General features: G+C 72.2%; 21 protein-coding genes and 5 tRNA genes. 17 read left to right on the top strand and 9 right to left on the bottom strand.

From position 1 onward, the window contains the following. Positions 1–68 precede the first annotated feature (68 nt). Positions 69–743: a lysophospholipid acyltransferase family protein gene (locus tag K1J60_RS36545; protein WP_033532636.1), complete on the bottom strand. Its 675-nt coding sequence runs from the start codon at positions 741–743 to the stop codon at positions 69–71. Positions 744–1,074: 331 nt separating this feature from the next. On the opposite strand from K1J60_RS36545, the gene K1J60_RS36550 reads away from it, so the two are divergent. The 3 genes from K1J60_RS36550 (at position 1,075) to K1J60_RS36560 (ending at position 3,435) form a co-directional block, all read left to right on the top strand. Continuing rightward, positions 1,075–2,277, top strand: coding sequence for a glycerophosphodiester phosphodiesterase (locus tag K1J60_RS36550; RefSeq protein ID WP_220649949.1), 1,203 nt, complete (start codon positions 1,075–1,077; stop codon positions 2,275–2,277). Positions 2,278–2,385: 108 nt separating this feature from the next. Next, positions 2,386–2,892 carry an RNA polymerase sigma factor gene (locus K1J60_RS36555; RefSeq protein ID WP_220649950.1) on the top strand — a complete coding sequence of 169 codons (507 nt, stop codon included), beginning with the start codon at positions 2,386–2,388 and terminating at the stop codon, positions 2,890–2,892. A gap of 45 nt (positions 2,893–2,937) precedes the next feature. Next, positions 2,938–3,435 (top strand): GNAT family N-acetyltransferase, encoded by a 498-nt coding sequence (locus K1J60_RS36560; RefSeq protein ID WP_220649951.1) that lies wholly within the window; start codon positions 2,938–2,940, stop codon positions 3,433–3,435. A gap of 108 nt (positions 3,436–3,543) precedes the next feature. On the opposite strand, the gene K1J60_RS36565 is transcribed toward K1J60_RS36560, so the two are convergent. Together K1J60_RS36565 and K1J60_RS36570 are read right to left on the bottom strand one after the other, a co-directional pair. Beyond that, complete coding sequence (locus K1J60_RS36565) at positions 3,544–3,975, bottom strand: hypothetical protein (RefSeq protein WP_220649952.1); 432 nt, start codon at positions 3,973–3,975, stop codon at positions 3,544–3,546. 1 nt (position 3,976) lies between these two features. Beyond that, complete coding sequence (locus K1J60_RS36570) at positions 3,977–4,336, bottom strand: hypothetical protein (RefSeq protein ID WP_045557182.1); 360 nt, start codon at positions 4,334–4,336, stop codon at positions 3,977–3,979. Between the two features lie 451 nt (positions 4,337–4,787). Between K1J60_RS36570 and K1J60_RS36575 the strand changes: the two genes are divergently transcribed. From K1J60_RS36575 to K1J60_RS36610, 8 genes are all read left to right on the top strand, one after another. After that, the gene (locus K1J60_RS36575) at positions 4,788–5,864 is read left to right on the top strand and encodes a methionine ABC transporter ATP-binding protein (protein ID WP_220649953.1); all 1,077 of its coding nucleotides are present in this window, start codon (positions 4,788–4,790) and stop codon (positions 5,862–5,864) included. Further along, on the top strand, positions 5,861–6,598 hold the full coding sequence (locus K1J60_RS36580) for a methionine ABC transporter permease (RefSeq protein WP_220649954.1): 738 nt from the start codon (positions 5,861–5,863) through the stop codon (positions 6,596–6,598). Before K1J60_RS36575 ends, K1J60_RS36580 begins: the two co-directional genes overlap by 4 nt. Positions 6,599–6,675: 77 nt before the next feature. After that, positions 6,676–7,506, top strand: a complete 831-nt coding sequence (locus K1J60_RS36585; protein WP_220649955.1) for a MetQ/NlpA family ABC transporter substrate-binding protein — start codon at positions 6,676–6,678, stop codon at positions 7,504–7,506. A 158-nt stretch (positions 7,507–7,664) separates the two neighbouring features. Next, positions 7,665–8,303, top strand: a complete 639-nt coding sequence (locus tag K1J60_RS36590) for a GNAT family N-acetyltransferase (RefSeq protein ID WP_220649956.1) — start codon at positions 7,665–7,667, stop codon at positions 8,301–8,303. A gap of 125 nt (positions 8,304–8,428) precedes the next feature. Beyond that, positions 8,429–9,640, top strand: a complete 1,212-nt coding sequence (gene cbiE / locus K1J60_RS36595; protein ID WP_220649957.1) for a precorrin-6y C5,15-methyltransferase (decarboxylating) subunit CbiE — start codon at positions 8,429–8,431, stop codon at positions 9,638–9,640. A 350-nt stretch (positions 9,641–9,990) separates the two neighbouring features. Beyond that, the gene (gene cobT, locus K1J60_RS36600) at positions 9,991–14,550 is read left to right on the top strand and encodes a nicotinate-nucleotide--dimethylbenzimidazole phosphoribosyltransferase (protein ID WP_220649958.1); all 4,560 of its coding nucleotides are present in this window, start codon (positions 9,991–9,993) and stop codon (positions 14,548–14,550) included. Between the two features lie 233 nt (positions 14,551–14,783). Continuing rightward, positions 14,784–16,016: a uroporphyrinogen-III C-methyltransferase gene (gene cobA / locus K1J60_RS36605; protein WP_220649959.1), complete on the top strand. Its 1,233-nt coding sequence runs from the start codon at positions 14,784–14,786 to the stop codon at positions 16,014–16,016. A 107-nt stretch (positions 16,017–16,123) separates the two neighbouring features. Then, positions 16,124–16,942, top strand: a complete 819-nt coding sequence (locus K1J60_RS36610; protein ID WP_220649960.1) for a TrmH family RNA methyltransferase — start codon at positions 16,124–16,126, stop codon at positions 16,940–16,942. 135 nt (positions 16,943–17,077) lie between these two features. Here the strand turns inward: K1J60_RS36610 and K1J60_RS36615 are convergent, their stop codons facing one another. After that, complete coding sequence (locus tag K1J60_RS36615) at positions 17,078–18,391, bottom strand: serine/threonine-protein kinase (protein WP_220651867.1); 1,314 nt, start codon at positions 18,389–18,391, stop codon at positions 17,078–17,080. A gap of 196 nt (positions 18,392–18,587) precedes the next feature. Between K1J60_RS36615 and K1J60_RS36620 the strand changes: the two genes are divergently transcribed. The 4 genes from K1J60_RS36620 to K1J60_RS36635 all read left to right on the top strand — a co-directional run bounded on the left by K1J60_RS36620 (position 18,588) and on the right by K1J60_RS36635 (position 20,897). Beyond that, complete coding sequence (locus tag K1J60_RS36620; RefSeq protein WP_220649961.1) at positions 18,588–18,827, top strand: hypothetical protein; 240 nt, start codon at positions 18,588–18,590, stop codon at positions 18,825–18,827. A gap of 266 nt (positions 18,828–19,093) precedes the next feature. Next, positions 19,094–19,294 carry a hypothetical protein gene (locus tag K1J60_RS36625; RefSeq protein ID WP_033532620.1) on the top strand — a complete coding sequence of 67 codons (201 nt, stop codon included), beginning with the start codon at positions 19,094–19,096 and terminating at the stop codon, positions 19,292–19,294. 268 nt (positions 19,295–19,562) lie between these two features. Further along, positions 19,563–20,510 carry a phosphotransferase family protein gene (locus K1J60_RS36630; protein ID WP_220649962.1) on the top strand — a complete coding sequence of 316 codons (948 nt, stop codon included), beginning with the start codon at positions 19,563–19,565 and terminating at the stop codon, positions 20,508–20,510. Between the two features lie 87 nt (positions 20,511–20,597). After that, positions 20,598–20,897, top strand: coding sequence for a TFIIB-type zinc ribbon-containing protein (locus K1J60_RS36635; RefSeq protein ID WP_220651868.1), 300 nt, complete (start codon positions 20,598–20,600; stop codon positions 20,895–20,897). A gap of 84 nt (positions 20,898–20,981) precedes the next feature. On the opposite strand, the gene K1J60_RS36640 is transcribed toward K1J60_RS36635, so the two are convergent. The 5 genes from K1J60_RS36640 to K1J60_RS36660 form a co-directional block, all read right to left on the bottom strand. Beyond that, positions 20,982–21,053 (bottom strand) — tRNA-Val (locus tag K1J60_RS36640). Positions 21,054–21,087: 34 nt separating this feature from the next. After that, positions 21,088–21,159, bottom strand: a tRNA-Val gene (locus K1J60_RS36645). Positions 21,160–21,199: 40 nt separating this feature from the next. Beyond that, positions 21,200–21,271: transfer RNA gene (locus K1J60_RS36650), tRNA-Val, on the bottom strand. A 1-nt stretch (position 21,272) separates the two neighbouring features. Further along, positions 21,273–21,346: transfer RNA gene (locus K1J60_RS36655), tRNA-Cys, on the bottom strand. A gap of 40 nt (positions 21,347–21,386) precedes the next feature. Further along, positions 21,387–21,459: transfer RNA gene (locus K1J60_RS36660), tRNA-Gly, on the bottom strand. Between the two features lie 157 nt (positions 21,460–21,616). Here K1J60_RS36660 and K1J60_RS36665 point away from each other — a divergent pair. Beyond that, a complete protein-coding gene (locus tag K1J60_RS36665; protein WP_220649963.1) occupies positions 21,617–22,660 on the top strand; it encodes a chorismate-binding protein in 1,044 nt (347 codons plus the stop codon). Continuing rightward, on the top strand, positions 22,657–23,478 hold the full coding sequence (locus tag K1J60_RS36670; RefSeq protein ID WP_220649964.1) for an aminotransferase class IV: 822 nt from the start codon (positions 22,657–22,659) through the stop codon (positions 23,476–23,478). The genes K1J60_RS36665 and K1J60_RS36670 overlap by 4 nt, the downstream gene beginning before the upstream one ends. Positions 23,479–23,494: the final 16 nt, after the last annotated feature.

Genomic DNA, 23,494 nt, shown 5'->3' on the forward strand with positions numbered 1-23,494 from the left:
AACTGCGCGAGAAGCCCCACCGGCCCGCGCCCGACAGACGACCGAAGTCCCCGGCACCCCCGGCGGAGCTACGCCGCTTCCTTCGCCTTGGACGCGTACATGTCCACGTACTCCTGCCCCGACAACCGCATGACCTCGGCCATCACGGAATCGGTCACCGCCCGCAGCACGTACCGGTCCCGATCCATCCCCTCGTACCGGGAGAACTCCATCGCCTCACCGAACCGCACGGTCACCCGATGCGGCCGCGGCAACCCCGCACCTCCCGGCTGGATCTTGTCCGTCCCGATCATCGCGAACGGCACGACCGGCGCCCCGGTCATCAGCGTCAGCCGGGCGATGCCGGTACGGCCCCGGTACAGCCGGCCGTCGGGCGACCGCGTCCCCTCGGGGTAGATGCCGAACACCTTGCCCTCGTCCAGGATCCGCCGGCCGGTCATCAGCGCCGCGACACCGCCCCGGCCGCCGTCGCGGTCGACGGGGATCATGCCGACGCCGGTGAAGAACCAGGCCATCAGACGGCCCTTGATCCCCTTGCCGGTGACGTACTCGTCCTTGCCGATGAAGAAGACCTGCCGGTCGCAGACCAGCGGCAGGATCATCGAGTCGATGAAGGTCAGATGGTTACCGGCGAGGATCACCGGACCGTCGCCCGGAATGTGCTCCGCGCCCTCCACCCGGGGGCGGAACATCAGGCGCATGATCGGTCCGAGCACTGCCTTGATGAGCGCGAAGCGGGACAACGGGCCCTCCCATGTCAAGCGTTCCGGTACAAGTCTGTGCAGGTGAGGACGATACTCCCGGCCCACGGGGCGGCGCACGTCGGGTTCACCGAGTGGATACCAACTGTTGACGCTGTTTTACCTGCGGTGACGCCGTGGCGGCGGGATGTCACCCGGGTGCGGCATGTGACGGACATCGCGTCACCGAACCGACACCCCGTCAAATTCCGCCTCCCGTGCGACACGAGGCGTCTTCCGCGTGTTCGGTCCCAGGTCTCCCGACGGTCACCTCAGGACACCTACGATCGTCCCGCTTTGACAGGTGCAGGGCATCACGGTGGAGGAGCCGGTCATGGGGACGCAGGAGTCGCGGCAGCCGCAGGACGCGAACGAACAGGGACGCGCAACGGGCCGACGGGCGCTGCTCGGTGCCGCGGTGCTCGGCGCGGGCGGAGCGGTCCTCGGACTGCCGGCCGCGGCGAGAGCCGACGAGGCGACGCCGGACGCCAAGGCGGCCGGCCACTCGGGCGGCGGCTACCGGAGTCTTCCGGTGCCGACGATCATCGCGCACCGAGGGGCCAGCGGCTACCGCCCGGAGCACACGCTCGGCTCGTACCAGCTCGCCCTCGACATGGGCGCGCACGTCATCGAGCAGGACCTCGTGCCCACCAAGGACGGCCATCTCGTATGCCGTCACGAGAACGACATCACCGGCACGACCGATGTCGCGGCACACCCCGAGTTCGCCGGTCGGAAGACCACGAAGGTCGTGGACGGCGTCACCTACACCGGCTGGTTCACCGAGGACTTCACCCTCGCCGAGCTGAAGACCCTGCGCGCCAAGGAGCGCATCCCGGGCAACCGCCAGGAGAACACCCTCTACGACGGCCGCTGGGAGATCCCCTCCTTCGAGGAGGTGCTGCGCTGGGCCGAGAAGGAGGGCCGGAAGCGGGGCAGGCGCGTCTGGCTGCACGTCGAGACCAAGCACCCCACCTACTTCCGCAAGCTGGGCCTCGGCCTGGAGGAGCCGCTCGCCAAGCTGCTGCGCAAGTACGACCGGCACCGGAAGAACTCGCCCGTCTTCCTGCAGTCCTTCGAGCCGAGCAGCATCCAGCGCCTGAACCGGCTGGTCGACAGCCCGCTCGTCGTCCTGCTCTCCGGAGCCGCCACCCGCCCCTGGGACTTCGTCGAGGCCGGTGACCCGCGCACCGTCGCCGACCTGGTCAAGCCGGCCGGGCTCACCTGGATCGCCTCGTTCGCGAACGGCATCGGCCCCACCCTCGACCTGATCATCCCGCGCGACTCGGGCGGCAACCTGACCACGCCGACCACCCTCGTCGCCGACGCGCACGCCGAGGGCCTGATCCTGCACCCCTACACCCTGCGCAACGAGAACACCTTCCTGCCCGCGAACTTCCGCAAGGGCACGGACGCCAACGCCTACGGCGACTCCTTCGGCGCGCTCAAGGTGTACTTCGACACCGGCATCGACGGCATCTTCACCGACAACCCGGACACCGGTCTGCTGGCCCACGCGGACTTCGTCGGCGACTGAGCGAACGACACACGGGTTCGAACGTCAACGGCCGAGTCCCGAGCCCCGATTGGGGTGACTCGCGCCCGCCCCGGCAACCCCTGCCGGGGCGGTGGCGTCCCGGGGCATATGACACACGACATGCTCGCCACCCTGCGCCCCCTGCTGGTCGCGGAGGTCTCGGCGGAGGCGTACGCGGCCGGGGCCGAGGCGGGGGACCTGGAACAGGCGGTCTGGCTGCGCCTGCTGGAACGGCTCGTCGCCGACGGCCCACCAGAGGACCCGGAGAGCTGGCTGCGCAGCGCCGTCCGCTTCGAGGCCCGCCTCAGCCGTCGCGCGGCCCGCTTCGAACGGCCCTACGCGTCCGAGCCCGCCGACGAGCACGCGCCCGGTCCCGAGCAGCAGGCGCTCACGGCGGCCCGCCGTCGCGCGCTCTACGCGGCCGTGCGCCGGCTCCCCGGCCGCTGCCCCCGGCTGCTCGCCGCCCTGCTCTCCCCGAAGGACCTCACCTACCGTGAGATCGCGGGCGAGTTGGGTATCTCACAGGGCAGCCTCGGCCCGGAACGTTCCCGATGTCTGGGATGTCTTCGGCGATTGCTGGCGGCGGAGGTTGCGGCACGCGAACCACGGGGATAGGAGTGAGGGACATCGGGTGAGCAGGTGAGCGGGAGGCGTGCACACATGGGCATGAGCGTGACCATCTCGGTGGCGACCGAGCAGGACGCCGAGCAGATCTTCAAACTGCAGTACCTGTGCTTCCAGAGCGAGGCGGCACTGTACGGCAACTACCGCATCGATCCGCTCGTCCAGAGCCTCGACTCCGTCCGCGCGGAGGTCGCCGCGGACTGCGTGTTCGTGGCCAGGCTGGGGGACGAGGTGGTCGGTTCCGTGCGCGGTGCCCTCGACGCCGACGGCACCGCCGCGATCGGCAAACTCTGCGTCCACCCGCGCCTCCAGGGGCACGGCATCGGCGCGAGGCTCCTGCGCGCCGCCGAGTCGGCCCTCGCCGAGGAGCGCGGCGCCACCCGGTTCCGCCTCAGCGCGGGCCACCGCAGTGAGGGCAACCTCCGGCTGTACCGCCGGGTGGGGTACGAGACGGTCGGCACCAGCCAGGGGCAGGACGGGGTGCCGATGGTGGTGCTGGAGAAGCCGGCGGAGACGTACGCGGCGACGGCGTGAGGGAGCGCGCGGGAGGGGTTGCCGCGTGAGTCCGTCCGGCGGCCACCGGTCCGCTGCGGCTTCTCGCGCCCGCGCGGCGGAGCCGCAGGCCGATACGCTCCCGCGCCCCTAACGGGGCGCCCGCGCACCCTTCCGCAGCCAGTACATCGCCGTGACCGGCAGGATCACGGGAATGAACAGGTACCCGATCCCGTAGTCCGACCACACCGTCTTGTCCGGGAACGCCGACGGCTCCACGAGCGTCCACGTGCCCACGATCAGCACGCCGGCCAGTTCCACCGCACAGCAGATCCGCGCCGCCTTCCGGGCGAACTCCCCGCCCCGCACCAGCGAGTACGTGATGAACCCGTACACGACACCGGCCAGCGCGGACAGCGAGTAGGCGAGCGGCGCGTGCTCGAACTCCGTCGAGATCTGCACGACGGACCGCGAAACGGCCCCGACCACCATCACGCCGTACAGCCACACCAGCAGCATCCCCGGCCCACTGATGAGCCGCGCCCGCTTCTCCCGCTGCGGCACGTCGTCCGTGGCGGTCACGTCAGCCTCCCCAGATGTCGTAGAGCCGCACCTGCAGCACGGCGAGCACCACACCTCCGGCCGCGACGGTCACGCTGCCCCAGCGGGTGCGCTCCGCCAGCGACATGAACCCGGTGACGGGGACGCAGGCGAACGCCCCGAGGAGGTAGGAGACGAAGATCGTGGTCCCCTGCTCCGGCTTCTCCCCTCGCGCCAGCTGCACGATCCCGACGACCAACTGGACGAGCGCCAGCACCGACACCACGGCCATGCCGATGAAGTGCCAGTCCTTGGTCGGCTGATCGCGATACGCGGCCCAACCGCACCACGCGGCGAGCAGAAGCGCGGCGACGGCGGTCGTCACCGTCAGGGCAACAAGCATGCCGCGACCCTATTACGGCCCAAAAATCCGCCGCGCCCGGCCCCGGGCCGGGCCACCCCCGGGACGCGCAGCGTGGCCTTGGCCACAGCACCGAGTGTCCACATGGTGGACACCTTGCACTGCACCTGCGGATATGTGTCTCAAACTCGTCCGTTATACGGACGGCCCACGCTCACCTGCTGCATACATCTGCTTTACTGATCTCATGACCACGACGAGCTGCCGCACCCTTGCGACCGAGGCGACGATGACGCCCGGTGCTCGTTGTATGTGTCGAATGTGCGCCTTCTAGAAGGCCCCGCGCGTCGCCGCGCGTGACGGACGAAGCCTCCCCGCGCACAAGTTCTCCTCCGGTTCCATCGCCACCGCGAGAACCGTGTCGCGTCCCTGACCGCTTGCACCCGTGTCCGGGCACACCCACGCCCGCGCACTCGACAGTGACGGAAATCCAGTGATCACCACATCGGGCCTGACGAAGATCTATCGGGCCGACCGAGGTCGCGGCCGCGAGGTCACCGCCCTCGACGGCGTCGATCTCCACGTACGCGAGGGCGAGGTGTACGGCGTGATCGGCCAGTCCGGCGCCGGCAAGTCCTCGCTCATCCGCTGCGTCAACCTCCTCGAGCGCCCCACCTCCGGAACCGTGACCGTCGCGGGCCAGGACCTCACCGCCCTGGCCGGCCGCGGCCCCCGCGCCGGCCGGCGACTGCGGCAGGCGCGCAGCGGGATCGGCATGGTCTTCCAGCACTTCAACCTTCTCTCCTCCCGCACGGTCCAGGACAACGTCGAGCTGCCGCTCGAAATCCTCGGCAGGTCCGGCCAGGAGCGCTCCCGCAAGGCCCTGGAACTGCTCGACCTCGTGGGCCTCGCCGACAAGGCCAAGGCCTACCCGGCCCAGCTCTCCGGCGGCCAGAAGCAGCGCGTCGGCATCGCCCGCGCGCTGGCCGGGGACCCGAAGGTGCTCCTCTCCGACGAGGCGACCAGCGCCCTCGACCCGGAGACCACCCGCTCGATCCTGGCGCTGCTGCGCGACCTGAACCGGCAGCTGGGCCTGACCGTCCTGCTCATCACGCACGAGATGGACGTCGTGAAGAGCATCTGCGACTCCGCCGCCCTCATGGAGAAGGGGCGCATCGTCGAGTCCGGCACGGTCAGCGAACTGCTCGCCACCCCCGGTTCCGAACTGGCCGCCGCGCTCTTCCCGGTGGGCGGCGAGGCCACCGGCGACGACCGCACGGTCCTCGACGTCACCTTCCAGGGCGAGGCCGCGACCCAGCCGGTCGTCTCGCGGCTGTCCCGCACGTACAACATCGACATCTCGATCCTCGGCGCCGCCATCGACACCGTCGGCGGCCTCCAGATCGGCCGGATGCGCATCGAACTGCCCGGCCGCTACGAGGACAACGTGGTCCCCGTCGGCTTCCTGCGCGAACAGGGCCTCCAGATCGAGGTGGTCGGCCGGGACACCGGGACGACCGCACCGACGGCCACGCCGACGTCCACGCCGGTGAAGGAAGGTGCCAAGTGATCTGGTCCGAGACGCGGCCGCTGCTGGAGCAGGCCTGTTGGGACACCCTCTACATGGTCGGCTGGTCCACCCTCATCGCCGTCGTCGGCGGCCTCCCGCTCGGCATCCTGCTCGTCCTCACCGACCGGGGCGGCCTGCTGCAGAACCTCCTCGCCAACAGGGTCGTCGGGCAGATCGTGAACATCGCCCGCTCGATGCCCTTCATCATCCTGATGGTCGCGTTGATGGGCTTCACCCGCTGGGTCACCGGCTCGACCATCGGCCGTGAGGCCGCCATCGTGCCGCTCGCGATCGGCGCGATCCCGTTCTTCGCGCGCCTCGTCGAGACGGCGGTCCGCGAAGTGGACCACGGGCTCGTCGAGGCCGTACAGGCCATGGGCGGCAACACCTGGACCGTCGTCCGCAGCGTCCTCGTCCCCGAGTCCCTGCCGTCGCTCATCTCGTCCGCCACGACCACCGTCGTCGCCCTCATCGGCTACTCGGCCATGGCCGGCACCGTCGGCGCGGGCGGCCTCGGCGACATCGCCATCCGCTACGGCTACCAGCGCTTCGAGACCGAACTGATGTGGATCACCGTGGCGGTCCTGGCCGTCGCCATCTCCGCCATCCAGTTCGCCGGCGATTACGCGGCCCGTGCCCTGCACCGACGCGGCGGCCGGTCCGGCCCCGCACCGGCACTCCGGCTGCTGAGGGCCAAGGCCGAACCCACCGCGGCGGACGCAACCAAGGCCTGACCCCCTTCCCGGGCACCGACAGATCTCCCGTCCCACCCATGACGGGATCACTCCACCCAAAAGGAAAGGCACTTTTCGTGCGTAACACCGCCAAGCTCACCACCGCCGTGCTCGCCGCCGGAGCCCTCACCCTCGGGCTCACCGCGTGCGGCGCGGGCGGCGACTCCGCCTCCGACACCAGCGGTCCGCTGGTCGTCGCAGCGAGCCCCACCCCGCACGCCGAGATCCTCGGCTTCGTCAAGGACAACCTGGCGAAGGACGCAGGCCTCGACCTGGAGGTCAAGGAGTTCACCGACTATGTCCTGCCGAACACGGCGACCGAGGACGGCTCCGTGGACGCCAACTACTTCCAGAACCAGCCCTACCTCGACTCCTTCAACAAGGAGCGGGGCACCCACATCGTGCCCGTCGTCACCGTGCACCTGGAGCCGCTCGGCCTCTACTCGAACAAGGTCAAGAGCAAGGACGACCTCAAGAGCGGCGCGACCGTCGCCGTCCCGAACGACACGGTCAACGAGGCGCGTGCCCTCAAGCTCCTCGACTCCGCCGGGATCATCACGCTCAAGGACGGCGTCGGCACCGACGCGACCCCCGCCGACATCACCGAGAACCCGAAGAAGCTCAAGTTCAAGGAGCTGGAGGCGGCCCAGACCCCGCGTTCCCTGGACGACGTCGACGCCGCGGTGATCAACGGGAACTACGCCCTGGAGGCCGACCTCTCGCCCGCCGACGACGCCCTCGCCGTCGAACCGGCCAAGGGCAACCCGAACGGCAACTTCCTCGCCGTGAAGGAAGGCAACGAGGACGACCCGCGCGTCGAGAAGCTCGCCGAGCTCCTCACCTCGGACGAGGTCAGGAAGTTCATCGAGGACGAGTGGAGCAACGGCTCCGTCATCCCGTCCTTCTGACCGCTCGTCCGAACAGACGGCACGTATACGGCGTATCGCCACGCACGGGGTCCACTTGCTCACCGCGGGTGGACCCTGTGGTGCGATTCAGTGCTTTCATGCTGCATGCTGGGCAGTTCAGCAGGCTCTCAAAGTTTTCGAAGGTTACGGAGCGGCGCATGACGAGCACCTTTCCCGACATCTCCATCAGCACGGATCGGTTGGTTCTGCGCCCGTTCGACGAGGACGACACCCAGGCGTTCACCGAGATGATGAACGACGAGCAGGTGATGGCCTGGACCGACGTCCCGCAGCCCTTCACCGAACGTGAGGCGCGTACCTGGATCACCGAGTACGCGCCCACCGAACGCACCTCAGGACGCGGCCTCGACCTCGCGGTCACCGAGTTCCTCACCCAGCGGCTCGTCGGCGTCATCCAACTGACCAGGACGGACTGGCACGTGCGGGCGACGGAGCTGTCGTACGTCGTCGCCCCCTGGGCGCGCGGCGAGGGCTACGCCTCCGAAGCCGCCCTCGCGACCGCCCAATGGCTGTTCCGCGAGCAGAAGTTCGAACGCATCGAGCTGCGCACCGCCGCCGACAACACCGCCTCCCAGCAGGTCGCGCAGAAGATCGGCTGTATCAGTGAGGGAGTGCTGCGCAACGCCTGCATAGCACGGGCCCGCACCGCCGAGGACGGCTGGACCGAGATCCGCACGGACTTCATCGTCTGGAGCCTGCTCCCCGAGGACATCGAGGGCGTCAGCGAGGAACTGGCCGACAGCGGTGGTTTCGGCTCCTACTCGGACTGGAACTGAACAACCCACGGGTACGCGCGAGGCCGCCGCCCGGCCGCCGGGGCCCACCCCGTCACCAGGTACTCTCACGGGACCCCGAGCGGGCAAACCGACGACCTGCGAAGACCCTCTGGAGACTGACGACGATGGCCGACCGGGTCACGGTGATCGGCTGGGACGGCTCCCCCCTGACCGCCGCGGCGCGCTCCGCCCTCGCCGCCGCCACCCTGGTGGCCGGCGCGGCCCACCACCTCGCCCTGCCCGAGGTGCCCCCGGCCGCCGAACGCATCCGCCTCGGCAGTGTGGCCCTCGCCGCCCGCCGCATCGCCGGCCACCGGGGCACCGCCGTCGTCCTCGCCGACGGCGACCCTGGCTTCTTCGGCGTCGTCCGCACCCTCAGGTCCCCCGAGTTCGGCCTGGAGGTCGAGGTCGTCCCCGGTGTCTCCTCCGTGGCCGCCGCCTTCGCCCGCGCGGGCATGCCCTGGGACGACGCCCAGGTGGTCGTCGCCCACCGCCGTACGCTGCGCCGCGCGGTCAACGTGTGCCGCGCCCACGGCAAGGTCGCCGTCCTCACCTCACCCGGCGCCGGCCCCGCCGAACTCGGCCTCCTCCTCGAGGGAGTTCACCGCACCTTCGTGATCTGCGAGGAACTCGGCACCGCCCGCGAACGCGTCACCGTCGTCACCTCCGACAAGGCCGTCGACCACACCTGGCGCGACCCCAACCTCGTCATCGTCATCGGCGGCCCCGCCACCGCGGCCGAGGGGGGCGGCTGGCTCGCCGGCCGCGACCCCTCCACCGGGCCACGCGGCTGGGCGCTGCCCTCCGGTGTCTACGGCGCCGCCATGGGTGAGGGCGAGGGCGAACTGCTGCGCTCCGCCCAACTGGCCCGCCTGGGCCCGCGCGTGGGCGACCTCGTCTGGGACATCGGCTCCGGCAGCGGCGCCTTCGCCACCGAGGCCGCCCGCTGCGGCGCCGCCGTCATCGCCGTCGACCGCGACCCCGAGGCCTGCGGCCGTACGACGCTCGCCGCCCGCCGCTTCGGCGTACAGCTCCAAGTGGTCCACGGCGCCGCCCCGCACGTCCTGGAGAACCTTCCCGAACCCGATGTCGTCCGCGTCGGCGGCGGGGGCGCGACGGTGGTCTCCGCCGTCGCCGACCGCCGTCCCCAGCGCATCGTCACCCACGCGCTCACCCGCCCCGCCGCGGAACGCATCGGACGCGACCTGACCGAGCACGGCTACGAGGTCCGCTGCGAGTTCGTCCAGTCCGTCGAACTCGATACAAGGGCCTGGACGGAGAGGGAACGGAGCGTCGCGTTCCTGCTCAGCGGGACCCTGTCCGAACGTTCCCAGTGATCCGGTTGTCGTACCGGCGCGGTAGGCTGGCCGATCGTCGTACCGCACTTCGACACCCGACACTTCGTCGGTCAATGTCCTAAAAGCGCGCCCGTTTTGGGAGCGTGTGTGGTACGGCGGAACGGGGAGGACGCGCAACGTGGCGCAGTCCACAGCGGACCGTCGCGGATCAAGCTGTCGCGACGGGGGAACGACCGCGACAATGGCCATTCAATGGCTTTGTCGACATGCAGGCGGGTCGTCACGTGCCGCTGGGCACGCACGCTCGTTCTCCACAACAGTGGGGCGGTAGGTGCGCCGTTCCCGGGCCAGCTGGCATGGAGGCACTAACCGATGGGCGAGGGGTACGCATGACCGACACCGGCCAGGTCCCGGCCGAGGGACAGCCGGAGAGCGCAGGCATGGTGGAGCAGCCGGGCGTCCCCACGCCGGGTGCGTACACCTACCTCTCCGAGACCGCCGCCGAGGACGAGGACCTTCTGCTGCCGGGCGCCCAGGGCGCGTGGGGCAACGAGATGCCCCCGCCCGCCCCCGAGCCCGTCGTCCAGGTCGTCCACGAACCGGGCCCGCACGAGATGTCCGGCCGCGACAGCGGCGCGCACGACCTCAGCGCCGTCCGCACTCCCGTCGCGACCCCCGTCCCGCAGCCGCCGGTGGCCCGACGCCCGCTGCACCTCGGCCCGCCGACCCCCGACGCCTCCGCCAGCCCGGTCCGCTCCCTCGCCGACCGGGGCCCGGCGGGCGCCCCCGTACCGCCCGGGGCGGTACGCCACCCCGGCCCGGCCACCGCCGGTCCGGAGTACCTCGACGTGCCCCCGCAGCCCGTGTCCCAGTGGGTCGGCGCCCCCGCCCAGGCAGCTCCCGCGCCGGGAGTCGCCGCAGGGGGAGCGGCTGCAGAAACGGTCGCTCCGCAGGAAGCGCACGTCTCCGTGGCCGTGGCCGAGGCGCCCCTGGCAGCCGAGGTCCCGGAGGAGATCCAGGACGCCGAGGCCCTCCATCAGGCGCAGGACGCCGCCTACGCCCTGGCCCAGGAGGCCGCGGTCGCGCAGTTCCGCACCCCGGAGGCGGTCGGGACGCCGGTCGCGGCGCATGTCCAGGCCCCGGAGGCCGTGGAAGCGCCCGGTGTCGTCGAGGAGCAACTCCCAGAGGCCGCACAGGCGTCGGCCGTCGTCGAGGCCGAGGCCCCGCAGCCGGTCGAGGCACCGGTGGCCGTCGAGCACGCGCCGGTCCCGGAGGCCGCCGAGGCGCCCGTAGCCGATCAGATCCCGGCCCCGGCCGAGACCGCCGCGGAGCCCACGGCGCCGGAGACGGGCGAGACTGTGGCCGTGGCCGTCGAGGAGGAGGCCGCGCAGGCACCGCAGCCCGCAACACCGCAACCCGAGCCGGCCGCGACGATTCCCTCGGCCCAGGCCCCTGATGCCCAGGCCCCCGAAGCCCCGACCTCCGAAGTCCCGACCCCCGAGGCCCCGGCCCCTGAGCAGGCCGCGTCTCCCGCCGAGGCCGCGCAGGCACCGGACGCGACGCCCTTCCCCCCGGCCGCCCAGGATGCCGAGCCGATCGAGGCGCAGACCCTCGCCGCGGCGCAGGACGTCCCCCAGGTCGCGCAGGAGGCGGAGACCGTCGCCCCTGTCGACGACGCCGCACCGGCCCAGCCCGCCGAGGCGGCCCCGCCGACGCAGCCCGACGCCGCGACCGCCGCACCCGCGCAGGCCGACCCGGCGGTGCCGTCGGCTGCGGCAGAGGGCCCCGAACAGGCCCCCGCCGCTCCCGAGCAGCAGGCGCCGTCCACCGTGGCCGAGGAGCAGGCCTCCACCGACGTACCGGACCCGCAGACCGCGTCCGCCGCGCCGAACGAGGAGCCCGTCGCCGCGTCCCCGGCCGAGCAGACCGCTGAGGTCCCACCGGTCACCGCTCCGGACACCGAGCCCGCGCCAGCCCTCCAGCAGTCGGAAGCCCCGGCCGCCGAGGAGCCCCAGCCGACGGAAGTGGCAGCCGAAGCGGCAGCGCAGGCGGCCGAGGCCGAGAGCCCGGAAGCCGTCGCGGCGGAGACCGCTCAGCCCCGGCCCGAGGCCGTCGCCGAGAGCGTCCAACCGACGGAGACCGACCAGCCGGGACAGCCGGGACAGCCGGGACAGCCGGGACCGCACCCCACGGTCGAGGACCCGCAGGCCACCGAGCCGGACGCATCCGCAGCGGACCCGGTGAATCAGGTGCGGGGCCAGGGCCAGAACCTTCCCCAGGTCTCCGCGCTGGACCAGGTCGTGGCGGCGCAGGCCACCGTGACCACCCCGCAGCCGGAGCCCTCGCAGCCCCTCACCCCCGACGCCGTCGTCGAGCCGGAGCCGGGCACCACGGACGTGGACGCGGCGGCCCAGCCGACCGACGCCGTGAACGCCCCGGAGTCCGCCCCCGCGGACGAGCCGACCGACGGGGCCCCGCCCGCCGCGGAACAGGCCGAGCCCACGGCCGACCCGGCGACCGCGGATCCCACGGCCGACCCGGCGACCGCGGATCCCACGGCCGACCCGGCGACCGCGGATCCCGCGTCCGTGGACCCGGCGACCGCGGATCCCACGGCCGCCGAGCCCCTCGCCGCGGACGCGCCGCCGGCCCCGGCCTCCCAGGTCGTCGACGCCCCTCAGGGCGCCGTCATCCAGACCCCGGCCATGCCCGAGGCCGACGCCCCGCCCCTCGCGGTGACCTCCCCGGAGCCCCCGCCCGAGGCCGACGCCGACCAGCCCGAGGGCAGATTCGTCCCCGCCGAGGGCTCCGTGCCGACCGCCGTGCAGCCGACCCCGCCCCAGGGGATGGTGGTCCCGCCGCTCGCCGAGGACGCCGCACCGACGCCCGCCCCCGCCGAGTTCCCGGCGGCCGAGGGACAGACCGACGCGACCGAAGGCCGGACGGAGGCGGAGGGCGAGCCCGTCGCCATGGTCCCCGCCCCCCGGGGCTCCGAGGCCGAGACGCTCGTCGTACCGCAGCCGCTCGCGGTGGCCGACGCCCACCCGGACGTCGTCCAGAACGCCGAGGACCTCGACACCAGGGCCGCCGACCAGGAGGACGGCGAGCCGGCGGTGCCGGAATCAGAAGCAGTGGAATCAGCAGCAGCCGAAGAGAGCACGGCCCCGGTGGACGAGACACCCGAAGACGTGAGGGACGAAGTGCGGCAGCCCACAGGCCCGGCCGCACCCCCCTACGACGACGCCGAGCGCGAGGCCGTCCTGAAGGTCATGCGGGAGCGCCGAGACATCCGCAACGGCTTCCGCGACGACCCGATCCCGCACGACGTGCTGCTCCGTGTCCTGGAGGCCGCCCACACGGCACCCTCCGTCGGCCACTCGCAGCCCTGGGACTTCGTGGTCATCCGCTCGGCCGAGACCCGCCGCACGATGCACGAGCTCGCCCAGCGCCAGCGCGAGGCGTACGCGAAGTCGCTGCCGAAGGGCCGGGCGAAGCAGTTCAAGGAACTGAAGATCGAGGCGATCCTCGACACCCCGGTCAACATCGTCGTCACCGCCGACCCCACCCGCGGCGGCCGTCACACCCTGGGCCGTCACACCCAGCCGCAGATGGCCCCGTACTCCTCCGCCCTCGCGGTCGAGAACCTGTGGCTCGCGGCCCGCGCCGAGGGCCTCGGCGTCGGCTGGGTCAGCTTCTTCGACGAGCGCGAGATGGTCCGCGCCCTCGGCCTGCCCGAGCACCTGGAGGTCGTGGCGTACCTGTGCGTGGGATACGTCGACGAGTTCCCGGAGGAGCCCGAGCTGATGCAGGCGGGCTGGGCCAAGCGCCGCCCCCTGTCCTGGGTCGTCCACGAGGAGACGTACGGCCGCCGCGCCCTGCCCGGCGCCGAGCCGCACGACCTGCTGGCCGAGACCGTCGCCGGTATCCGCCCGCTCGACGCCAAGGCGCTCGGCGAGGCGTGGGAGCGCCAGAAGCGCATGACCAAGCCGGCGGGCGCCCTCGGCATGCTGGAGATCATCTCCGCCCAGCTGTCCGGCCTGTCCCGTCAGTGCCCGCCGCCGATCCCGGAGCCCGCGGCCGTCGCGATCTTCGCCGGTGACCACGGTGTCCACGCCCAGGGCGTCACCCCCTGGCCGCAGGAGGTGACGGCCCAGATGGTCGCCAACTTCCTGGGCGGGGGAGCCGTCTGCAACGCCTTCGCCGCCCAGGTGGGCGCCGAGGTCTGCGTCGTCGACGTGGGCGTGGCGAGCGACCTCCCGGCCACCCCCGGGCTGCTGCCCCGCAAGGTCCGCGCCGGTACGTCCGACATGACCACCGGGCCCGCGATGACCCGCGAGGAGGCCAAGCAGGCCATCGAGGTGGGCATCGAGACCGCCCGCGACCTGGTCGCGGCCGGCAACAAGGCCCTGCTCACGGGCGAGATGGGTATCGCCAACACCACGGCCTCCGCCGCCCTGATCGCCGTCTTCACCGGCGCCGACCCCGCCGAGGTCACCGGCCGGGGCACCGGCATCAACGACGAGACCCTCGCCCGCAAGACCGAGGTCGTACGCCGGGCCATCGAACTCCACCAGCCGGACCCCGCCGACCCCATCGGCGTCCTGGCGGCCATCGGCGGCTTCGAACACGCCGCCATCGTCGGCCTCCTCCTCGGCGGCGCCTCCCTGCGTACGCCGGTGATCCTCGACGGCGTCAGCGCCGGCGCCGCCGCTCTGGTGGCCCGCGCCATCGCCCCCGAGGTCCTCGCCGCGTGCATCGCGGGCCACCGCAGTGCCGAACCGGGCCACGTCGCCGCCCTCCAGAAGCTGGGCCTGCGCCCCTTGGTCGACCTCGACCTCCGCCTCGGCGAGGGCACCGGCGCCCTGCTCGCCCTCCCGGTCGTGCAGAGCGCGGCCAGAGCGATGCACGAGGTGGCGACGTTCGACTCGGCGGGGGTGACAGAGAAGTAGAGGGCGAGTGGGCGCCGGGTTCCTTTGAGCCGGGCCGTGGTTGTGGGCAGTCGTTCCGCAGGGGTGGAACGGGTGGGCACAACCGCCCACCGGCCGGCACTCGGCAACGGTGCTCAGCCAGCACACCTGCTGAGCCGTACGCCCCACTCGCCCCTTAGAATCCGCACGTCAGGGTCCGCTCCAATGCCGCAGCGCGCCCGCCGCACCGCCGCCGCAAGAGGAGCCGCACCCTCATGGCCGAACACCCCGCCTACCCCGTAGGCCTCCGCCTCGCCGGCCGCCGAGTGGTCGTCATCGGCGGCGGCCAGGTCGCCCAACGTCGTCTGCCCGCCCTCATCGCGGCCGGTGCCGACATCGTCCTCGTCTCGCCGAGCGCCACGCCCTCCGTGGAGGCGATGGTGGACGCGGGCGAGCTGACCTGGGAGAAGCGCCGCTACGCGGAGGGCGACCTCGCCGAGGCCTGGTACGTCCTGATCGCCACCGGTGACCCGGAGGCGAACGCCCGCGCGTCCGCCGAGGCGGAGCGCCACCGCATCTGGTGCGTGCGCTCCGACAGCGCCGAGGAGGCCACGGCCTGGACCCCGGCGACCGGCCACAGCGAGGGCGTCACGGTCGCCGTCCTCACGGCCCGCGCCGAGGGGCGCGACCCCCGCCACACCGCCGCCATCCGCGACGCGGTCGTCGAGGGCCTGCGCGACGGCACGCTCGTCGCCCCTCACCACCGCACCCGCACCCCCGGCGTCTCCCTCGTCGGCGGCGGCCCCGGTGACCCGGACCTCATCACCGTGCGCGGCCGCCGCCTCCTCGCCGAGGCCGATGTCGTCATCGCCGACCGCCTCGGCCCCCGCGACCTCCTGGCCGAACTCCCGCCGCACGTCGAGGTGATCGACGCGGCGAAGATCCCGTACGGCCGCTTCATGGCGCAGGAGGCCATCAACAACGCGCTGATCGAACACGCGAAGCAGGGCAAGTCGGTCGTCCGCCTCAAGGGCGGTGACCCGTATGTCTTCGGTCGCGGCATGGAGGAGCTCCAGGCCCTCGCCGAGGCGGGCATCCCCTGCACGGTCGTCCCCGGCATCTCCAGCTCGATCTCCGTCCCGAGCGCGGCCGGCATTCCGGTCACCCACCGGGGTGTCGCCCACGAGTTCACGGTCGTCAGCGGCCATGTGGCCCCCGACGACGAGCGGTCCCTGGTGGACTGGGCCGCCCTCGCCCGACTCACCGGCACCCTCGTGATCCTCATGGGCGTCGACAAGATCGGGCGGATCGCCGAGACCCTGGTGGCGAACGGCAAGTCCCCGGACACCCCGGTCGCCCTGATCCAGGAGGGCACCACGGCCGCCCAGCGCCGGGTCGACGCGACCCTCGCCACCGTGGCCGAGACCGTGCTGACGAGGGAGGTCAAGCCGCCGGCGGTCATCGTCATCGGCGAGGTGGTGAAGGTGGGCCCCGGGACGCACGCGTAACCCCCGGGCAGACGCCCCCCGGACCAGGGGGAGCGGAACCGTAACCACCGGTAACCCACCCGTCCCAAGCCGTTGGCACCACACCCAGGACAAGGCAGTATCACCCTGTGGCCGATCTCATCACCGTCGACGACCCGAACGATCCGCGCCTGCGCGACTACACCGGCCTGACCGACGTGGAGCTGCGCCGCAGGCGCGAACCCGCCGAGGGCCTGTTCATCGCCGAGGGCGAGAAGGTCATCAGACGGGCCAAGGAAGCCGGCTACGAGATGCGCTCGATGCTGCTCTCCGCCAAGTGGGTCGACGTCATGCGCGACGTCATCGACGAACTCCCGGCCCCCGTCTACGCGGTCAGCCCCGAACTCGCCGAACAGGTCACCGGCTACCACGTGCACCGGGGCGCCCTCGCCTCCATGCAGCGCAAGCCCCTCCCGACGGCCGACCAGCTCCTGGGCGCCGCCCGCCGCGTCGTGATCATGGAGTCGGTCAACGACCACACCAACATCGGCGCGATCTTCCGCTCGGCCGCCGCCCTCGGCATGGACGCGGTCCTGCTCTCCCCCGACTGCGCCGACCCGCTCTACCGCCGCAGCGTCAAGGTCTCCATGGGCGCGGTCTTCTCCGTCCCGTACGCCCGTCTCGACACCTGGCCCAAGGGCCTCGACGCCGTACGCGACGCCGGCTTCACTCTCCTCGCCCTCACCCCGGACGAGAAGGCGAAGTCCCTGGACGAGGCCGCCCCACACCGCATGGACCGCGTGGCCCTCATGCTCGGCGCAGAGGGCGACGGCCTCTCCACCAAGGCCCTCATGTCCGCCGACGAATGGGTCCGCATCCCCATGGCCCACGGGGTCGACTCCCTCAACGTGGGCGCGGCGGCGGCCGTCGCCTTCTACGCGGTGGCGACGGGTCGCCCGCAGAACTGAGTCGGAGAGGGGCGCGCGGCGAACTGCCCCGCCCCGTCAGGGACGCGGGGCGCGCGAGCGGCCCTCTGGAACCGCAACGAACGACCGAACCGCAGCCCCGAGCCCTGTCTTCGGGGCCATGGAGCCGCTCGACGGTCAGTCGCCGTCCGACTCCACGAACAACCGCTCCTGCCGGAGGCCGTCCCCGCCGAGCCCCCGCGACGGCCCCTGGCACCCCTGTGCCGTGGCGATCCCGAGCGCGGCCAGCAACGTCACCACGACGAAGACGACGAGCCGCTGCCGCAACAGCCGGGGATTGGCGGGCCGCCGCCCGGTCCCGTTGGTCCGCGGCCCCGGTCGCCCCGCCCCACTGCGCGGCGCGGGCCGCTTCCCCGACCCGGAGGTGTTGCGGGACGGCACGGGCCGTGCCCCCGACCGCGATCCGCCACCGGTCCTCGCCCCACCACCCGTACGCGCACCGTTCCGGGGTGGTGGCGTACCGGGCGCACCCGGCCTTCCCTGCTGAGTGCCGCGGGGCTCCGGCTGGCGCAACGTCCGCTGCTCGACGTACTGCTCCGCGAGCCGCCCCGAGGGCCGGTCCGGATCGCCGCGCGGCGCGGGCGGCCGGACATCGGCCAGTCCCTGCGCCTCGCGTGCGGCGATCTCCTTGAGCCGCAGGGACAGTTGCAGGGTGCTGGGCCGCTCGTCCGGGTCCTTCGCCAGACAGGCGCGGACGAGCGGGGCGAGCGCGTCGGGCACCCCGCGCAGCTGCGGCTCCTCGTGCACCACCCGGTAGAGCATGACCTCCGAACTGCCTTGTCCGAAGGGCGAGTCGGAGGTCGCCGCGTAGGCCAGTGTGGCCCCGAGGGAGAAGACGTCCGTGGCCGGTGTGACCGCGGCCCCGCGCACCTGCTCGGGCGCGAGGAACCCGGGCGACCCCACGGCCGTACCGACATGGGTCAGGGTGGACGCCCCGGTCGCCCAGGCGATGCCGAAGTCGATGATCCGCGGCCCCTTCGGGGACAGCAGGATGTTGGACGGCTTCAGGTCCCGGTGCACGACCCCGGCCTCGTGCACGGCCACGAGCCCCTCGGAGAGGGCGGCGCCGACGGCGGCCACGTCGGCGGCCGACATGGGTCCCTCCTCGGCGACCTTGTCGTGCAGCGAGGGCCCCGGTACGTACTGCGTGGCGAACCACGGACGGTCCGCCTCCAGATCGGCGGCGACCAGCCGGGCGGTGCACCCGCCCCTGATCCGCCGCGCCGCGGACACCTCGCGCGCGAACCGCGACCGGAACTCCTGATCCTCCGCCAGATCAGGCCGGATCACCTTGAGCGCGACGCGCTGCCCACGCCGGTCGGAGCCCAGGTAGACGACGCCCATTCCACCCGCGCCGAGCCGTCTGTGGATCCTGAACGAGCCGACGACGCGCGGGTCCTCGCGCCTCAGGCGCATCATCGCCATGTTCATCCCCGCTGCCCGTTCCGTCTGACGAGCCACAGCTTACGTTTCCACGGCCGGGCGTGCGCAGAGGCCGCGCCCTCGCGACCCGATCGATTGTCAGTGCCGGGTGGGAAACTTGAAGGGTGGTCAGGGAACAGGAGTTCGGGCCGGTGTTGGGCTGCCTGTGATCCCAACCACCCACCAAAGAAGGGGGATTGAACCCGTGAAGGGTGACCGTGTGGAGATAGTCGTCGACGCCGGGGACACGACGCGCACGTACGAGGTGATCGCGAGCAGGGCGGGCCGCCGGGTGGAGACGGCGGTACGCCGAGGTGTAGTGGAAGTGAGCGAAGTCACCCGAAACGGCTCGGTCGTACGAACAGCGAGGTTCATGGCCAACAGGGTCCTGGCCCTCGTCGAACAGCCGGTGCCCCGGGAGGACGGCTCGGAGCGATCGGCGTGACGTCCGGGTGACAACAGGGGGCAGACCGGACGTCCCTTCCGGGAAGACCCCGAGACCTAGGACCCCGTCTCCACCCTGGGGAGTACATCGCAGGTCACCGCTCATCCTCGGGGAGGCCCGGCAATCGGTACGAGGGCATGACGCCCCGGACGGGCCGCGCACCTAGATTTGAGGTCAAGCGGCGGGTGCAGCACTCGTCCCCCGAGGTCAGACACCCGCCGCTGCCAACGACAGAGCAAGACCTACGAGAAGTCAGAGGAGGGACCATGGCCCACACGGCACCGCGGACCGCGATCCGCGCACGGGAGCGCAAAATGTTCACCGCCGACCGCCGTCCGGGCCGTCGCCACCCCTTGGTCGCGACCGCGATGGTCCTCCCCCTGGCGGCCCTGCTCGTGTACGCCTTCGGCGGCTGGGAAGCAGTGGTCACACAAGCGTCGTCCGTGGGTGTGATGCTGGGGCGCTGAGCGGCGACTCCAGGCCCGGAAGAGCGGTCCGGGCGGGGACATCCATCCATGAAACCCCGTGGGGACGGGGGTGCGGCGGACGGCAAATAGACGCCCGCGCAGCTGGGGAGCTGCGCGGGCGTTGTCTTGCCCGCGCAGCCGGCGTGAGGGTGCGGGCGGCGCCCCGTGCCCTCCGACCCGCGAGACTTCCTGCCGGGCCCCGCCCCACCATGGCCTCCCCGAACCGTAGGCTCACCGGCAGCGCCGTACGACATCCGCAGGGGGACCCATGACCGCGACAGCCGACGCCGACATACTCCCCGCGCTGCGGGCCAGGGTGCGCGGCGCGGCCCACCCCCACTCCACCCCCTGCGCCCACCCAGACACGGTCCTCGCGGAACGCGCCGACGGCACGGTAGTCCGCCACGCGAACACCGTCGCCAAGGCCCACGCCCCCGACACGGACCCCACCCACCTGGCCCTCCGTCTGACCGTCGCCGCCGCCCACCCCGGCACCCTCCTGGCGCCCGTCGACACCACCCCCACCCCCCTCCACGGCCGCCTGGTCACGTTCTGGCCGTACGGGACTCCGGTGGACCCCGACACCCCGGAGGCCGCCCCGTGGGAGGAGGCGGCCACCCTCCTCGCCCGTCTCCACCGGCAAGCCGCACCCCCCGGCCTGCCGCCCATGCGAGGCCCCGCCAAGGCCGCCCGGGCCATCGCCCGCCTCGAAGCCGCGGCACCCCGCCACCCGGCCACGGCACCGGTGCTCCGCGCCTGGCGCACCCTCCCGGCCTGGGCCAGGTCCGAGGCGCCCATGCCGGACACCACCACCCTCTGCCACGGCGATCTCCACCTCGGCCAACTGGTCCGCCACCCCGCGACCACCGGCCCCTGGCGCCTCATCGACGTCGACGACCTGGGCGTGGGTGTCCCCGCCTGGGACCTCGCGCGCCCGGCCGCCTGGTACGCCTGCGGCCTCCTGCACCCCGACGAGTGGACCCGCTTCCTCACCGCGTACCGGACGGCCTCGGGCCCCGGGGTCCCCGCCCACGGCGATCCCTGGCTCTCACTGGACGTGCCGGCCCGCGCACTCACCGTGCAGACGGCGGCGCTGGCGATCGCGAAGTCCACCAGTGCCGGGCGCCCCCTCGACGACGCGCAGCGGTCCGTTGTGGACGCATGTGACCGAATGGGAAGCATCCCGCCGGAGTTGGTGCAGCCTTTCCCGAAGTAGGGTGCAACCGACCGCAGCCGGACAGTGTCTGTCCTGGCGTAACGCGAAGCAGGACCGAACGGCGAGGAGTTGAGCCGAACCATGCACATGCAGTGTCCGAAGTGTCATGCGCCGATGCACACCTACAACCGCAGTGGCGTGCAGATCGAGCAGTGCAGCGGCTGCCGCGGGATCTTCCTCGACTACGGCGAGCTGGAGGCCCTGACCCGCCTGGAGGGCCAGTGGGCCGGCGGCCCGGCCGTGCCTCCGCCGCCGGCCGCCCCGCAGTACCCGGCGGGCGGCGGTCACAACGCCCCGGCCTGGGGTGCCCCGCACGGCGGACACCATGGTGGGCACCACGGCGGCCACCACAACCGAGGCTTCGGCCACATGCTCTTCTCCAGCTGAGGCGCGGGGCGCATCCGCGCCCTCCGCTCACACTCACACGACGAAGCCCCCGGCCGTACGAGACGGCCGGGGGCTCGGTGCGTGTGGACGATACTGGGATTGAACCAGTGACCTCTTCCGTGTCAGGGAAGCGCTCTCCCGCTGAGCTAATCGTCCTCGGGATCACAGCCCGGGGGCCGTGGATCTTGCGTGCGCGATACTGGGATTGAACCAGTGACCTCTTCCGTGTCAGGGAAGCGCTCTCCCGCTGAGCTAATCGCGCGGGATGAAGCCCTGCGGCTCCAGAAGCCCTCAGGCCTCAGTGGACGATACTGGGATTGAACCAGTGACCTCTTCCGTGTCAGGGAAGCGCTCTCCCGCTGAGCTAATCGTCCTTGGAGGTGGAGACGGGATTTGAACCCGTGTAGACGGCTTTGCAGGCCGTTGCCTCGCCTCTCGGCCACTCCACCAGGAGTGCGGGGGGTCGGGTGGATCCCCCACGTTCCTGCGAGCGGACGACCAGGTTCGAACTGGCGACCTCAACCTTGGCAAGGTTGCGCTCTACCAACTGAGCTACGTCCGCTTGTCGTTTCCGCTCCGCTTACGCGTCCCGGCGACGAGTTGAACTCTAGCGGATTCCGGTGCCAGTACAAAAACGCGTTTGTGCAGCGTGCTGCGGTGCGTCCAGTGCGGGACCCGGCCGGGCCCGACCGCGGGGCGCCCGTCCTAGACTCGACTGCGTGCCCGACCTCCCTCCGCTCGCTCGCTTCGGCAACCTCCTGGCCACCGGTCTCACCGATGTGACCAGCGACGCCGCCGCCCTGGACTCCTCCGGCTTCTGGGCCGTGTGCGCGGACTACGAGGGCGGTCTGGTGTGCGCGCGCTTCCGTGACGTACGTCGCGAAAACGCGCCCGCCCCCGTCCCGGGGGAGTGGCACGGGCCGCGTCTCGACGACTGGACCTCCTCGCTCGACCGCGCCGCCTACACGGCGGGTGTGCGCCGAATCCGTGAGCACATCGCCGCCGGCGAGGTGTACCAGGCGAACCTCTGCCGGGTGCTGTCGGCGCCCGTCGCGCCGGACGCCGACGTGGACGCCCTGACCGCGCTACTGGCCCGCGGCAACCCGGCCCCTTTTGCAGGAACGATTCGCCTCCCGGGGTACGGCGTCGAGATCGCCACCGCCTCCCCCGAGCTCTTCCTGCGCCGCGACGGCCGGGTCGTCGAGTCCGGCCCGATCAAGGGCACCGGAGCCACCGAGGCGGACCTCCTGGAGAAGGACTACGCCGAGAACGTGATGATCGTCGACCTCGTCCGCAACGACATCGGGCAGGTCTGCGCCGCCGGCACCGTGACCGTCCCCGACCTCTGCGCCGTCGAGAAGCACCCCGGGCTGGTGCATCTGGTGTCGTTGGTCCGCGGCGAACTGCGCGACCACACCGGCTGGCCCGAACTGCTCGCCGCCGCCTTCCCGCCCGGCTCCGTCACCGGGGCGCCCAAGTCGAGCGCCCTGCGGATCATCGACGCCCTGGAGACCGCCCCGCGCGGCCCGTACTGCGGCGGGGTCGGCTGGGTCGACGCCGACCGGGGCACCGCGGAGCTGGCCGTCGGCATCCGCACCTTCTGGATCGACCGGTCGGCGGGCGAGCTGCGCTTCGGCACCGGTGCGGGCATCACCTGGGGGTCGGACCCCGAGGCGGAATGGCGCGAGACCGAGCTGAAGGCCGCCCGGCTGCTCGCGGTAGCGTCGGGAACGTACGAGGCGAGTGGGAGGACCCTTACGTGAAGATCTGGCTCGACGGCGGACTGCAGGACATCGACTCCGCCCGTGTCTCCGTCCTCGACCACGGGCTGACCGTGGGCGACGGCGTCTTCGAGACCGTGAAGGCGGTCGGGGGCCGGCCGTTCGCGCTGACCCGCCACCTCGACCGGCTCACCCTGTCGGCCCGCGGACTCGGTCTGCCCGAGCCCGACCTCGACGAGGTGCGCCGCGCCTGTTCCGCCGTCCTGGAGGCCGAACCGGTCGCGCTCGGCCGACTGCGCATCACCTACACCGGCGGCCTCTCACCGCTCGGCTCCGACCGCGGCGACCACGGCCCCACCCTCGTCGTCGCCCTCGGCGAGACCGCCCGACGCGCCGACTCCACCGCCGCGATCACCGTCCCCTGGACCCGCAACGAGCGTGGCGCCCTCACCGGCCTGAAGACCACCTCGTACGCCGAGAACGTCGTCGCCCTCGCCCGCGCCCACGAACAGGGCGCCACCGAGGCGCTGTTCGCCAACACGGTGGGGCAGCTCTGCGAGGGCACGGGCTCCAACGTCTTCGTCGTCCTCGACGGCGAGATCCACACCCCGCCGGTCGCCTCCGGCTGTCTCGCGGGCATCACCCGCGCCCTCGTCGTCGAGTGGACCGGCGCCCGCGAGACCGACCTGCCGCTGGACGTCCTGGACCGCGCCGACGAGGTCTTCCTGACGTCGAGCCTGCGCGACGTGCAGTCGGTGCACCGTGTGGACGCCCGCGAGCTGTCGGCCACCCCGGGCCCGGTGACGGCCAAGGCGATGCGGGTCTTCGACGAGCGGTCGGGCGACGACCTGGATCCGTGAGCACCTCCGAGGGAGG

This window comes from Streptomyces akebiae (genome assembly GCF_019599145.1).
GTDB lineage: Bacteria > Actinomycetota > Actinomycetes > Streptomycetales > Streptomycetaceae > Streptomyces > Streptomyces akebiae.